We start from the raw sequence: 14,248 nt of genomic DNA on the forward strand, positions 1-14,248 counted from the left end.
CCCTGGCGCACGTCGGTTCGCCCTCTCCCTCCCGTATAGCTGCTCGCTTTCGCGTCTGATAGTGCCGAACGTCTCGTCCCTTCCGACGGCATGAGCGGCACCGCAAAGACTAAACCGCCCGGGCTCACCACCCATCACGCTGCGATCGCGTTTGAAAATCCCTTGGTCGCTCCCCGCCAGGACTGGAACATCAACACGTCCCAGAGTAGATATTGGTTGTTTTGGTGCCCGGAGAGGTGCTCGAACCAGGCACGCCGGATCGCTTCAGGCCGGAAGAATCCGTCTTCGCGCAGCCGGCGCTCGTCGAGCAACTCCTCGGCCCATTCGCGCAAAGCGCCGCGCAACCAGGAATCAATGGGCACGCCGAAGCCCATCTTGGGGCGTTCGACAAGCTCTTTTGGAAGATGCCTGTAAAGCAGCTGTCGCAGAGGCCACTTGGTCTGGCCGCCGGCGCGCAGAATTGAGAGCGGTAGCGACAGCACGAAGCTTATGAGTCGATGGTCGAGAAACGGTACACGTGTTTCAAGACTGACGGCCATGGCGGCGCGATCGACCTTCACCAGTATGTCGTCGGGTAGATAGCTCATAAGATCGATGTACATCATCCGCTCGACGCTACCGGGCAAATCCGGCAACGGTTCCAGGCCGGTCAGCATTGTTGGCGGCTCGACCGCATCCGAGATGATCTCGGTCGGGTCCCAGTGCGAGCACAGGCGACGGTAGACATCGTCCATGGTCCGCAGCGAAAGCACAGACGCGGCTTTGTGGATCATGTCGCCGACGCGTTCGCGGCGCAGGCGTTGCGGGAGGAGCGGCATGATCCCGCCCGCGAGGTTGTTGTAGAGGCCGGCCGACGGCAATGTCGCCAGGCTAGCAGACGCGCGGCGCAGACCGACCGGAATTCGGGACAACTTGTTCCAGAACGCATCGGCGAGCGCGTAGCGGTTGTAGCCTGAGAACAACTCGTCGCCGCCGTCACCCGACAACGCCACGGTAACGCTGCCACGTGCCAGTTTCGAGACGAGGAAAGTCGGGATTTGCGAGGAGTCGGAGAAAGGCTCGCTATAGATGCCCGACAGTTGCGGCACCACGTCGAGCGCGTCGCGCTGGTTGAGATAGAGCTCTGTATGATCGGTGCCGAGATGGCGCGCCACTTGCTTGGCATGGTGCGCCTCGTTGTAGCCGACGTCCTCGAAGCCGATTGTGAAGGTGCGCACCGGCCGCGCACTCATCGACTGCATGACTGCCACGACCGCGGAAGAATCGATGCCGCCAGATAGGAAGGCGCCAAGCGGCACGTCGGCGATCATCTGCCCTTCAAGTGAGCGGCGCAGATGACGCTCGACCTCGTCGACCACCTCTTCAGACCTGCCCAGGAAAGGCTCGCGCCGGCCTTGCGCTGCGACGTCGCTGGCGCGCCAGTAATTTTCGACGCGCGGCTCATTCATAGAATCGGAGAGGACGAGTAAGTGGCCGGGTCTCAGTTTCCGTATGCTCTGATAGATGCTGTAGGGCGCGGGGATGTAGTTGTGGCGCATCATCAGCGCCAACGCATTGCGGTCTATCTCCGGGCGCCAGTCCGGCAGAGGTTGAAAGGCGCTGAGTTCCGAGGCAAACGCGAAGGCCTTGCCGACACGGCCGTAGTAGAGCGGCTTTTCACCCACGCGATCGCGACCGAGAACCAGAGTTCTTTCACGCCGGTCCCAGACGCCAAAAGCAAACATACCGGCGGCCAGTTCGAGTGCTTTTTTGGTCCCTAGCTCTTCGATTGCGACCAGGAGGACCTCGGTATCGGCATGTCCACGCCACGCGTGTACACCAAATTGCTGGTCAAGGTGCGCCCGCATCTCGCCGTGATTGTAGATCTCGCCATTGAAGACAATGACATAGCGGCCTGTGTGAGAGATCATTGGCTGGGCGCCAGCCGAGGACAGGTCGATGATGGCAAGGCGGCGCTGGCTGAGCGCGACGCCCGCCTCGGCGTCGCTCCAGACCCCGTCGCCGTCGGGTCCACGATGTCGGATGTGGTCGGCCATCCGACGCACAGTATGGCCGCCGCCGCTCGTCGCAGCCGCTCCACCCACAATGCCGACGATACCGCACATCCGCCGTTACAGCTCCATATCGGCTTGCCCAAGTTATCCGCGCGTCACCAGACTGGGAAGAAGCCCGTGGCTATAAATCTATCCGCTCGAAACACCATTCACCACAGCCGGTGCCGAAAAGGCCAACTCCCGGCAGCACATTGAAACGCCGATCCGTGCGAAACCCAAGATTTTCCACAGTCCGCTCCAACTCGCTGGCTAACGCGGATTGATAGGGATAGCCGCCAAGCCAGTCGTCGACATCCGCCAGAAATTCCATGCCTCGGCGCGCGCGGTAGTTCCTTACAAACGATATCGGGTCCCGGTGGCGCAGGGTCCTTGCGACCATATAAGCCGAGACAAAGACCGCCTTGATCGGCGGCCGTACCCATCGATGCGAGGCGTAGAACCTCTTTTCGACCGTCCATAGTCCGCACAGCGGCGTCTTAAGATAGATCGCAATACCCAGTCGCCCAGAGCGGCCGACCAAGCCAGCCGCATTGGCGATCGCTGTCCACATATCTCCGGTATGGTGGAGGACCCCCCATGAATAGACGACATCGAACGTGCCGGTGGGCAGCGAGGATCTGTCAAGGATATCGGCCCGCTCAACGGTCCAATCGGCATCGGGTGCAAACCGGGACAGGACGGCCCTGGTCGTCTCCACGCAATCCGCGTCATAATCGAGTGCTGTGACTTTCGCCGCGCCGAGCCGGAGTGCGGCCGCTGAATGCAGCCCCGAGCCGCAGCCGATGTCCAGAAAAGTCATGCCGTTGAGGTCACCCGCCAGTCGACCAAGATCCTCACACGCCCGGTCCAGATGTTCGGCCTCGAAACGCGCGGCAAGCTCGGACCAGTTGCGGCCGAAATCATAGCGCGCGTTCATTTGTCGCCCACCTGTCGTCCTTTTTGCGTGGCACCGCCTCTGCGGATCATACCCGATAGTACTCCCGATACCATTCGCAAAGCGGAGAACTCCGACCTCTATTGGAATCCGGCCTGGATCCCGTCGCCTCCTCGAGCGAACTGACATCGACGAAAGTTGCCGGCACGTCACCCGGCTGCAGCGGCATGGGATTGCGGTTCGCCTTTAGTCGGAGCGCGTTCTCCAGCACCGCGATCAGCCGTTCAGCTGAACTGGCGAACTGCCGTCGATATTGTGGATTCTGAACGGCGCGTTGCTGATCGCCGGATCCGGCGACGCTTTCCCACTGCGGGTTGGGTGTCGCGGGCTGACGCATGGCGCGGACGATGCCTTCGACAATATCGCCCACATAAGTGAAATCGCGCTGCATGTTGCCATGGTTGAAGAAGTCGATCGGCTCGCCAGCGACGATGGCCTCAGCGAAGATGAGCAGGGCCATGTCTGGCCGTCCCCACGGACCATAGACGGTGGAGAAGCGTAATCCTGTCGTGGGCAGTGCAAACAGATGGCTGTATGTATGGGCCATCAGCTCGTTTGCCTTCTTGATGGCGGCGTAGAGGCTGAGCGAATGGTCAGCCGAATCGGGCACGCAAACGGCATGCGCGTGCTGGGGCCGTAGATCGAGCTCGATGACGCATAGACAAGATGGTTCACCGAGGCGTGCCATCCCAGGCCGATAACAGCAATGCGTTCGGACATAGGCAGCTTTCCTCAGGTAGTGAGTCGACGTCCTTGTATGGTAGGCGTTACGTCAATTCAACGACACGCTGTTGCCAAGGGGCAAGTCTCCGCTCGAAAGCAACTCTGAGACACTTTTGGCGAAGCATCTGCTCGATGTTGTGGATAACATGCGCCATGATTGGGTTTTGCGTGTCAAAAATCTACAAAGGTCGAATGGGTCGCGAGCAATCACCCCAAGAAATGACTGCATGAAACGAATCGTCGTCATCGTCAGCGAACCAACGTCCCTCGCAAGCACCAGGGGACACTTGCTTCTTGCGCTGCGCGATTCCGGGTACGAAGTTCATGCCATGGCGCCGGTCGACGCCATGACCATTCGTTGGCTGGCCGAGAACGGCGTCCACTTTCATCCATTGCCAATGGAACGAGCCGGGATTGCTCCGTTCGGCGATACGGTGTTGGCTTTTCGTCTCCACAACCGGCTAAGAAAACTCAAGCCTCAGGTGGTGTTGACCTGTGCAATCAAGCCGATCGTCTACGGCATGCCGGCTGCGTTGCTTGCCGGGATCCAGCGACGGCACGCACTTGTCACCGGCCTCGGCTACGCCTTCACGGACCGGCACAAGTCACCACGCTGGAGGATGGTAAACGCAGTGGCTCGGCTCCTCTATGCCGCAAGCCTTCGGGTTGCCACCACGGTCACCTTCCAGAACGACGATGACCGCAACGACTTCCGTCGCCTTGGGCTGCTCGGGCGGACCCAAGCTAATGTCGTCAACGGCTCGGGAGTCGATCTAGACCGATTCAAAGTCGCGCCACTACCCGATCAGCCGCGATTTCTGATGATTGCACGCCTGCTGCGTGACAAAGGCCTCGCCGAATATCTGGGTGCGGCGACGCTGGTTAGGGCTGTCAGACCTGACGCCCGTTTCCACCTCGTCGGAGATATGGATCCAAACCCCTCGGGGTTTCCATTATCGGAGGTTGAGGAGGCAGTCGCCGGCGGAGCCATCCGTTATCACGGACCGGTCGAGGACGTCCGTCACATCATCGCGGATACGCGTATCTTCGTGCTTCCGTCGTATCGCGAGGGGACGTCGCGATCGGTTCTGGAGGCCATGGCGATGGGGCGCCCGGTGATCACAACGGATGCGCCGGGTTGCCGGGCGCCAATCGTGCCCGGGGTCAACGGGCTGCTGGTTCCGGTTGGTGCCACGACATCGTTGGCTGAAGCCATGATCCGCTTGATAGACAACCCCGACGAAGCCGTATCCATGGGCAAGAACAGCCGATCGATTGCCGAACAGCGCTATGATATTCAGAAAGTTACAGCTGACATGATGGGCATCATCGAAGGGGGAGACCGAGCCGCAGGATGACATTCACAGGCAACCCATCGTCGAATCGGTACGAGTTCGGAGCCAATTGGGCGTCGTTCGTCGACAAACACTACTCGACTGAACGTCGGCAGGTGGCGGCCGACAAGCTTCTGTCCTTCCTCGGCAAGCAGAGCCTGGAAGGAATGGATTTTCTCGATATCGGCAGCGGCAGCGGGCTACACTCGCTTGCCGCCTTCGACGCAAAGGCGGATCGGATACATTCCTTCGACTTTGATCCGCTTTCGGTAAGTACCACCGGCAGGCTTCGCAAATTGGCCGGGGACCCGCCGAACTGGGCCGTCGAACGAGGTGACGTTCTCGATGCCGACTATCTTGAGGCGCTGGGCACTTGGAGCTTGGTCTATTCATGGGGCGTGCTCCATCACACTGGCGCCATGTGGCAAGCAATTGAGAATGCTGCACGAAGGGTAGGGCCTGGCGGCCTTTTCTTCATCGCTCTCTATTCGTCGAATGTCGTAACGCCTTCCGCGCAATTCTGGCTCAATGTGAAACGTCGGTACAATGCCGGCAACCCTCGTCAAAGGCGATGGATCGAATGCTGGTACATCTGGCGTTTCGGCCTTGGCAGAAATCCACTTCGGCTGCCAATGCTCCTGAAGCAGATTCGCGAGAAGAAAAAAGGTCGCGGCATGAGTTACATGACCGACGTCCGCGACTGGCTGGGAGGGTGGCCGATGGAGTTCGCCGACGACCAGGCCGTGATCGACTTCTTGAAGCAACGGTTCGATTTCGAAATCGTCAGGATATCCACCGGTGAAGCCTGCACGGAATTTCTCTTCCAGAACCCTGGCAAGGTGCAATCCAAACCGAACTGACGTGGCGGCCTTGCTGCACCGGCGGCGCCAGCCCGATCAGGCACGTTGCCGAACCCGTCCACGCGATGCATTCAAGCGATCTGTCCGCCGGTTGTCGTCGAGATATGCGGCTGGCGGTATTCAAGGGTTACGATCTCGTCGCAACTTTCAACTGTCGTGAGACGGTGTGCGATGATCAATATTGTCAGATCGGTGGGCAGTTCTCGGATCGCCTCCATGACTGCCGCCTCGGTCTCCATGTCGAGAGCGCTCGTCGCCTCGTCGAAGACGAGCACAGATGCCTGTTTGTACAAAGCCCTCGCGATGCCTATTCGCTGGCGTTGACCTCCCGACAGGCGGACGCCGCGCTCGCCAACACGCGTCTCGTAGCCCTGCGGCAAGCTTTCTATGAAGTCCGCCAACGCGGCCTGCTGCGCCGCGCTGCGGACGCGCTCGTGGTCGGTCCTGGCAGGGTCGATGCCGAAGGCGATATTGTCTGCGATGGACGCATCCGCCAGGAATATGCTTTGTGGCACATGTGCGATCTGTCTTTGCCAGGCACGTCGCGTAGCGCCGTCCAACGTCTGCCCGTCGATCTCGATCGCTCCGCTGGTCGGTTCCAGCAAACCCATGATCAGATCGACCGTCGTGCTCTTGCCGCTGCCGGTCTTGCCTACGAAGCCGACCTTGGTCCCCTTCGGGATTTTGAGATTGAAGCCTTCGAGTATCGGCGGCTGGTCGGAGGCGTAACGAAACGACACGTCCTTGAGTATGATCGCTTGTTCGAATGGCAGGCGCCTGGCTGGAGGCTCGTTCCATTCGGGGCCAAGTGGTGCTTCCAGCGCCTGGAGCACAACTTCGGCGCCGGCAAGATTGCTGAGTATCAACGCCCAATTGCCGTATACAAGCTGCATTGATGGCAGCAGACGCTGGGCTCCCAGCACGAATGTTCCAAGTATTGGCAGTACCTCGCCGGCATTGTTGGATCGGATGATGAGGAAATAGGCGAGGGCCGCGATGATCACCATACCCGCGGCTTCAATCGCGAAACGCGGAGCGCTGGCTGCAAGCGCGTTCGTTGCGTTGGCGCGTTGCAGGCGCAGGTCGAGTTCGCTGTAGCGGGAAAGAAAATATGGCTGTGTGTCATTGATAATGACATCGCGGATACCGCCCAGCCCCTCCTGTACAGAACGAATGCCTTCGGCCTGCGCGCTAGCGATGATCCGCGCATTCTGCTTGAGGTGTTTTCGGATCACAAGCGACATGGCGAGATACACCGCACCAAAGCCCGCGAAGATAACGAAGGTGATGATCGAACTTAGTATGAAAAGCGCTGCGACGACGAAGACACCGATGATTATGCCGCTGATTGATTGCAACAGTGGCAGCATCACGCCAGCGGTGATTGCTTGTACCTGTCGTAGCGCCGCCAACACCGAACTGGAGTTGCGCGAAACGTGGTAGTTGTAGGGCTGGCGCAGCACTCGGTCATAGACGGTCACGCCCACCTCATGTCCCAGCGAGAAGACGTATGAATTCGTGGCCCAGGTGAGGAGTATACGCACGGCACCGGCCACGATGGCCACTACGGAAAACAAAACCGTGAGCCCGAGCAGGCTGTCAGAAGAGCCGGTCAGCCGAAAGCCTGCAAGCTGACGCGCCAGAAACGACTGTCCGCCAACCGTCTCAGGATTGGCGATGCGCGCAAGAAACGGCAGCAAGGCACCAAGCGTGGCCGCTTCCGCCAGAGCACCGAACACCATCAGGACAAGGAGGCCGAAAAACTGCCTTTGCCGCCGCTGCGATACCTGCCGCCACAAGCGCCGCATTGTGTCGAAAGTGCTGCCCGAGTCTCGGTTTCCGCTCAACGCCAAATCGATGTCCGTATTCAGAGGGCCCAATGCACACGTCCAGCGGGCCACGACAAGCCACAACCGACGTCGATTGGCAATTTATCACAGAAGCGCCGAAGGTGGTCCGTCCACAAATTTCCTCGCAGTGGACTAGAAGCCACGGCCGCGACGAGGTGATAGTCTTCGACCATGAATGATGCCTTTGAGATTCGGTATCAAAAGTTGCGGCCAAGCTTAACTGCTGCATTGCTGTGCTCATTCGGCTTCTTCTCGGCAGGGGTTGGGGCGGCTTTCCTGCTGTTTGTCTCGGCCTATCCGCTCGGATTGATCAGCGCTTACCCGGCACCACCTGCCGAGGCAACCGAAGGGCCGCTGGGATTCCAGCAGAAGGTGGTGGATGTCGATGACCTCTACCGCGCTACGGACGAACCCATGCAGGCCTATCTCGAGCGCCTGACAAAGGCTGTCGCGGGTGGAATGGTGCATTATTGGACGGAAGGCGACAGCTGGGCTGCGACCGACACGTCCTACACGCGCATCAGCGTTTTTGACAACTACCTGCTCTGGATGCTCAGCTTCCGGCCGCAATATCGCGAAACGCTGCAAAATTATGAGTTTGTAACGCCCCGCAAAGGGCTTGCCCGGGGGTATGGGTTCTGTTCCCAGGTGTCCAAAATCGTCTATTCCATCCTTGCCGATCAAGGCATCGAGGCGACGATCTACAGTGTCCCCCAACACACCGTGGTAGTGTCGAACGGCAATATTCTGGATTCCGACTACGGCGTCTTTGTTCCTCGCTCGCTTGAGGACGTGCAGAGGGAGCCGTCAATCATCGACACCTACTACGCGCAATTCGCGCCGATGTTGCCCCTGCTGAAGACGGCTTATGGTGGGGCTTGGCAACCGGCTGGCACCATGGAGGACTTCGCCGGCGTGCGTGCATACGAGGCAAAGTTCGAGCGGCTCAAATGGGCACCGCCACTCGCCCTCCTGGCAACCGGAATGGTGCTTGCCACGTTCGGGATGATGCTGCGGCATCGTGAAGGACGCAGCCCGTCTGCTGCGCGGCAGGCTGGAGCTGATCTTGCCGGCTCGTGACCTTTTGTGGATTGTATGCGCAATACGACTTCTTCTTGCCGGCTCTGGACGCTATGTGGAAGCGGGAACGGGCGAGAACAGGCGGAGGGGTGAGCGACGCTGCGAGAAGACCTTGCGTTGACTAATGCTGAAAGCCGACAGCGCGTTGCCGCGCCTTCCACCGCGCGCCTGAGAAGGACCCGTCGCAACGTGCTCTTCATTATCGGGACGCTCGATCTCGGAGGCACGGAAAGCCAACTGGTGCTGCTTGCCAAGGAGTTGAAGGCGCGGGGCTGGCAGGTCGAGGTCTTTGCCCTCTCGTCGGGCGGTGTTCTTGCGGAAACGCTGAATCGTGCAGGTATCCGAATATCCTACGGGCTTCATCGCCCCAATCCCTTGCCCGCATCACTGACAGCGGCGGGGGCGGAAGAAAAATCGAGCGTTGCCCCCAAGACGCGGCCGAGCGTCAAGGCAATGCTGGTGCTCGGCGCCGCGATCACTTTGCTCGTTGGTCGCATCATTTTGACCCGGCCACGCGTGGTTCACGCCTTTTTGCCATTGACCAACTTTCTGGGCGCGTTGGCAGGTCGGTTTGCGCTGGCCCCACTCGTCATCACCTCCAGGCGCGGTCTCGGCAACCACCAGGAGCGATGGCCGCGGCTGAAGCGCATGGATCGAATCGCCAATCGGTTTTCACATGTGGTGGTCGCTAACTCGCATGCGGTCGCGGCCGACATGGCGGCCCGGGATGGCTATGATCTCGCCCGCGTGCGCGTGATTGCCAATGGTCTCGATCTGAGCCGTTTCGATGGTATCAGCCATCGCCGTGATGAGATCAGGCGCAGCCTTGGTCTTGAACCTGACGATGTCGGGGTCGTCATCGTCGCCAATCTTATTCCCTATAAGGGACACAAAGATCTTATCGACGCTTTCGCAAGCGCAAGCCAAAGTCGGCCGGAGCTGAGGTTGTTCATCGCCGGACAAGATCGAGGCATTGGGCAGGCGCTGATGGAGCAAGCCCAGCGGCTTGGCGTCGGATCGACAGTTCGGCTGCTCGGGGCTCAGGACGACGTACCAGGCCTGCTTGCCGGCATGGACATCGGCGTGATCGCCTCCCACGAGGAAGGCTTTTGCAACGCCCTGATGGAAAAACTCACCGCAGGCCTCCCAGTGGTGGCCACCAATGTCGGTGGAAATCCGGAGGCAGTTTCGGGCATGCCGGGTTGTGTGCTGGTGAAGCCTCGTGACCCTGCCGATCTGGCCCGCGGACTGCTTGCCGTTCTCGAGCGGTTGCCCGAGCAGACAGTGGACCGAAAATTTCGTCAGCGGGCGATGCGCGAACGCTACTCCATAAGGGCTATGGTGGACGCTTATGAAACCCTCTACCTCGCGGGCAAGTGAATGAGCGGGATTGCTCACTTCCAAGGCCCGGTGAATTCGGCGCCTACGCCGCGCAGCATCCTGCCATGTGTCGCCGCCGGGCTGTGTGCATTTGCCATAGTCATCTATCAGTCGTGGTTCATGCCCTATTTTCTGCCGTTCTTTACGGGCCGGGACGAGTTCGCCAGACTGGTTTTCCATGCCCTCTACGGCAGCGTGTTGATTGTTTCGATTGCCGTTCTTGCAATCCGTCGGGACGTGCGTGGCGCGATCCTCCTGCTCGCGATCGCCGGGGCGATGGCGGTTGCCCCGGTTGCGCTTCATCCACTTGGCATCGTCGCAAAGTGTTACCTTATTACCCTTTTCCTTGGCGGCGGGGCGATTGTCCTCATGCTCGCCTCATCGCCCGCAATGGTGCTGCGTCTATGTGCGTCGGTGACGGCGCTCAATGCGGTGGTCTGCTTCCTCGACCTTCTTTTTGCCAACGGCTTCACCAGTACGCTTGGCAGAGCCGCCGGCCTGGCGATCAATCCGAATGTGGCAGCCGCCGGCCTGCTTCTTGGCGCCGCGGCGAGCTATCGCGCCGTCGCGCCAAAATGGCGTGCCACTTTCCTTGTTCTCGTAAGCGCCGCTCTGCTCGTCACGCTTTCCCGCTCGAACATTCTTGCAGCCTGTGGCACCGTGGCGGTGCCGTTTGCCGTTGATATTTGGCAGCAATTTCGGGGTCACCGTCGTTTAAGGCTCGATCCAAGGGGCTGGGGTCGCCCGCTCGCCGTCGCATTAATACTGCTGGGGACAATCGGTGTCGCGCTCGCCACAAATGTTTATTTTCGCGTTTCCGTCGGCAACTCCTTCGCCGGGATGATCTCGGTTGGAAAGGCGCTCGATGAGGCGGCGGATGCTGTCGATTCGTCACATGATGAGGTTGCGTCGTCCGCCTTAGACCCGGTTGCGCCGTCGTCTCAACAAGCTCTGGCTGAATCAAGTTCGGCTGCGACGATTGACCAGCCGACGGCAGAACCTTCGATCAGATCAGACCCTCCGCAAGCCGATCCTGCGCGAGCCACTGCCTCATCTGCGCCTCCGTTCAGCGGCCTGCCTTCGTCCGCGACAGGCCAATTCACAAACGCTGCCAAGATCCAGGCGCTAGGCGAACGTCTCGTGGACGAGGGCAAGAGAAATTCGATCTCGGCAAGAGCACTCTTTCTGGAGCGAGGCCTGCTCGCGTACAGAGAAGGCGGCTTCTTCGGTCGCGGCCTTGAGGTGGCGCAGGCTCTCGCGCCTCACAACACCCTTGTCCTTTTCGCAATTGCTTTTGGGCACATCGGCTGGTTGATCCCGATCGGCCTGGTCGCTTCCGCTTTCTGGTATGTCCGCAGCGCCGGCGATCTGGCCCTTGGTGTCGCACTCGTGGGGGTCATGCTGACATCGCATGACCTCTTGCTGACGCCCTCTCTCTTTCTTCCGGTCGCGCTGGGAATTGGTGGGATGCTTGCCGAGCGGCGGGGATTTACTGAAACACATTCCTCAGCAAAAAAAGGCGAGCATCGCAGCTTTGCTTTTGGAGCTAATGCAGGCGTGATGGCCTTTGCGGCTGGCTGCATTGCGATATTGCTCATCACACCGTCGCTTGTTACCGGACGGCTGCAGAACGAGACCATGTTTACCGCAAGAGGCGGGTACGAGACGCTGCTACCACGCTCGCAATTTCCTGGCCTTTTCCAATTTGACAACCTTGTCCTCGATCCCCTGTTGAAGGCTTCAGACCTGCGTGAAGAAGGGACCCCGCTCCACCAAGTTGAATGGGCGCCGAACGCATGGCCGGCTGTTGGCCCGGGCGAATATACTTTTCGCCGGCGGGACGCGGTGCTGTTTTCGGCCACGGATTCGAGCGACCCTCGCCAAAACGGACGAACCTACGCAGTCGCCGTTCCGCTCTCAGTCAGCGCGCTGTGCCTTGCTCTCCTGGGCACAATCATCGCTTGGTCGATTGTGTCGACGTCTGCCTTGACGCCACGGATAAGTCGTCGCGAAGCCTCTCTATGACTTTCGGAACAACAAGGCGTGCCCCGTAGATGGAGAAGTGGTTCTCATCCAGGTAGAGGCTATGCCCTGCGCCGTCCGTCACATCACAGCCATTTGCCGAACAGATGGTTTCGCCGGGATCAAGCAGGTGAAAGCTGGAATGGCTGGCGAAAACCATGAATGCCTGGTCGAAGGCGACGTTCTCCACCCGGGTGGGAACCGGGCAGGGCAAGGAAAGGTAAGTCGGTCTCAAATGGCAGACCACATTGGCGTCCGGCGTGTGCCCGATCAGGATCACCGGACCGCGAAAAGCGGCATAGAGTTTCGCTAAGTCCTCAAGCATGGTCGCATACAGTTTTGCCAGGTCGGGCATCTCGACAGGCGCACCATCCACTTTCCGTTCGAGAAGAGTGCGATATCCGGGCCAGCGCTGCGCTTGGACAATGGCGAGAATGTCACCGGACTTCAACCAGCGAGCCGCCTGGTCGGTAGCATTCCGGCAGTGCCGCGTGACCGCGCCGTTTGTTCTGGTCTGGAACTCTGCTCCGAAATAGCAATTGCCGGCATCGGCCAGCAGGAAATGGAATTCTTGACCGCCGAGTTCTTGAAGCGCCCGCGTGTATTGGTCGATGTGCGAATCGCCGACCACGAGTATCTTCTTTGGACTTTGAAGGTTGCCGAACTCGCAGAAATCCAAGCAGGCCAACGAGCCAGTGATCGCCTTCAGGGCTGCGCTGTTGGCAAGTTCGTTCCCCGCGACGGAATGAAGACGCCACGGCATTCCGCCCGACATCGCGTAACTGACCACGGAACATGAGAGCAGGCCAGTCAAGGCAAGTCCAAAAGAGGGGAGGAAGCCATGGCCAGCGCGAAAAGGCTGCTCGACGAAATGAAACATCGACATGGCCATGACGAGGGCCAGAAGCCCGACGAAGAGCGCTTCGGTCGGAAGCAGGGGGCGAAGCAAACCGTATTCGCAAAACACGATCAGGGGCCAATGAACGAGGTAGAGCGAGTAGCTGATGCGACCAAGATAGCCGACTGCGCGATTGCGCAAGGCGAAACCTCCGAATCGCGAACGGTTCGCAGACAACACCATCGCGGCGCCGGTGGCAGGGGCAAGCACGTTCCAGGCGGGCGCGCCCGAACGGCTGTCGAAAGAGAACACTGCAAACGCTATGAGGGCCAAGCCCAGCCAGGCGAGCAGCTCGTGGACAAGGACAGGTCGCGGCTTGGGAAGCCAGACCAGCGCCGCGCCACAGGCGAACTCGAACACGCGAAATGGCGTGTTGTAAAACACGGTTGCACGGCCGTCGGCGATCCAGTCCGCCGCCGGGGTCCCTGCAAACGGCCAAAACGATCCGTCCTGGAATGCGACAATGAGCCAGAAACTGAGAATGGCAATCGTGATGATCGACCAAACCATTCGTCCTGGGAATGCGGCAAGCAAAACTGAAAGCAGCATCGGCCAGACGAGATAAAACTGCCACTCCACACTGAGTGACCATGTATGAAGGAGCGGTTTCATCCGCGCGGCGAGATCAAAGTAGCCGGACTCGCGCCAGAAAAAGATGTTCGAAACGCCGTAACTCGATGCCATCAGCGATTTCGCGAAGGTCTCCAGATGTTGAGGCGTAAGCAGAAGAAACGCGGCGATGCATGACAGGGAGAATGTCGCGAAAAATGCCGGCAGCAGGCGGCGAGCCCGGCGCGAATAGAAATGCGCCAAACTGAAACGCCCTGCCTCCACATCGGTGGCCACAATGCGGGTGATCAAAAAGCCGCTGATTACGAAAAACACATCGACGCCGACAAAGCCGCCGGAGAAACCTGCGAATCTCAGGTGGAAAAACAAAACAGCCAGCACCGCGACCGCTCTAAGCCCGTCTATGTCCGTGCGGTGACCGTCCCCAGCCGCTGCCGCACATGACGGGCTGCCGAACTGTCCTCCAACCCGCAACGCGCGGCTGTCTTCCGAACAGGCCATTCCAGCCGTGGTCGAGAGCGGAGCCTGGCCGCTTCGCATCCC

The 14,248-nt window shown here is 59.7% G+C and carries 10 protein-coding genes; 5 read left to right on the forward strand and 5 right to left on the reverse strand.

Annotated elements, in window-relative coordinates; genetic code table 11:
* Positions 1-134: 134 nt before the first annotated feature.
* The 3 genes from asnB to NKI96_RS00675 form a co-directional block, all read right to left on the reverse strand.
* Entirely contained in the window at positions 135-2,105 is a 1,971-nt protein-coding gene (gene asnB / locus NKI96_RS00665; RefSeq protein ID WP_352802534.1) for an asparagine synthase (glutamine-hydrolyzing), read from the reverse strand.
* A 70-nt stretch (positions 2,106-2,175) separates the two neighbouring features.
* On the reverse strand, positions 2,176-2,970 hold the full coding sequence (locus NKI96_RS00670) for a class I SAM-dependent methyltransferase (RefSeq protein ID WP_023693305.1): 795 nt from the start codon (positions 2,968-2,970) through the stop codon (positions 2,176-2,178).
* A 46-nt stretch (positions 2,971-3,016) separates the two neighbouring features.
* Complete coding sequence (locus tag NKI96_RS00675) at positions 3,017-3,598, reverse strand: NAD-dependent epimerase/dehydratase family protein (protein ID WP_050587088.1); 582 nt, start codon at positions 3,596-3,598, stop codon at positions 3,017-3,019.
* A gap of 340 nt (positions 3,599-3,938) precedes the next feature.
* Here NKI96_RS00675 and NKI96_RS00680 point away from each other — a divergent pair, with 340 nt between their 5' ends.
* Positions 3,939-5,069: a glycosyltransferase family 4 protein gene (locus NKI96_RS00680; protein ID WP_023693306.1), complete on the forward strand. Its 1,131-nt coding sequence runs from the start codon at positions 3,939-3,941 to the stop codon at positions 5,067-5,069.
* The gene (locus NKI96_RS00685; protein WP_023693307.1) at positions 5,066-5,905 is read left to right on the forward strand and encodes a class I SAM-dependent methyltransferase; all 840 of its coding nucleotides are present in this window, start codon (positions 5,066-5,068) and stop codon (positions 5,903-5,905) included. Before NKI96_RS00680 ends, NKI96_RS00685 begins: the two co-directional genes overlap by 4 nt.
* A 71-nt stretch (positions 5,906-5,976) precedes the next feature.
* Here the strand turns inward: NKI96_RS00685 and NKI96_RS00690 are convergent, their stop codons facing one another.
* Positions 5,977-7,785, reverse strand: a complete 1,809-nt coding sequence (locus NKI96_RS00690; protein WP_245260551.1) for an ABC transporter ATP-binding protein — start codon at positions 7,783-7,785, stop codon at positions 5,977-5,979.
* 141 nt (positions 7,786-7,926) lie between these two features.
* On the opposite strand from NKI96_RS00690, the gene NKI96_RS00695 reads away from it, so the two are divergent.
* From NKI96_RS00695 to NKI96_RS00705, 3 genes are all read left to right on the forward strand, one after another.
* Entirely contained in the window at positions 7,927-8,835 is a 909-nt protein-coding gene (locus NKI96_RS00695) for a hypothetical protein (RefSeq protein WP_155921567.1), read from the forward strand.
* A gap of 117 nt (positions 8,836-8,952) precedes the next feature.
* Positions 8,953-10,215 carry a glycosyltransferase gene (locus tag NKI96_RS00700; protein ID WP_081731240.1) on the forward strand — a complete coding sequence of 421 codons (1,263 nt, stop codon included), beginning with the start codon at positions 8,953-8,955 and terminating at the stop codon, positions 10,213-10,215.
* Positions 10,216-12,240 (forward strand): hypothetical protein, encoded by a 2,025-nt coding sequence (locus NKI96_RS00705; RefSeq protein WP_023693311.1) that lies wholly within the window; start codon positions 10,216-10,218, stop codon positions 12,238-12,240.
* Here NKI96_RS00705 and NKI96_RS00710 read toward each other — a convergent pair.
* Positions 12,170-14,245 (reverse strand): acyltransferase family protein, encoded by a 2,076-nt coding sequence (locus NKI96_RS00710; protein WP_084567714.1) that lies wholly within the window; start codon positions 14,243-14,245, stop codon positions 12,170-12,172. The genes NKI96_RS00705 and NKI96_RS00710 overlap by 71 nt on opposite strands.
* Positions 14,246-14,248: the final 3 nt, after the last annotated feature.

It is taken from the genome of Mesorhizobium sp. M0292 (genome assembly GCF_040321695.1).
Classification (GTDB): domain Bacteria; phylum Pseudomonadota; class Alphaproteobacteria; order Rhizobiales; family Rhizobiaceae; genus Mesorhizobium.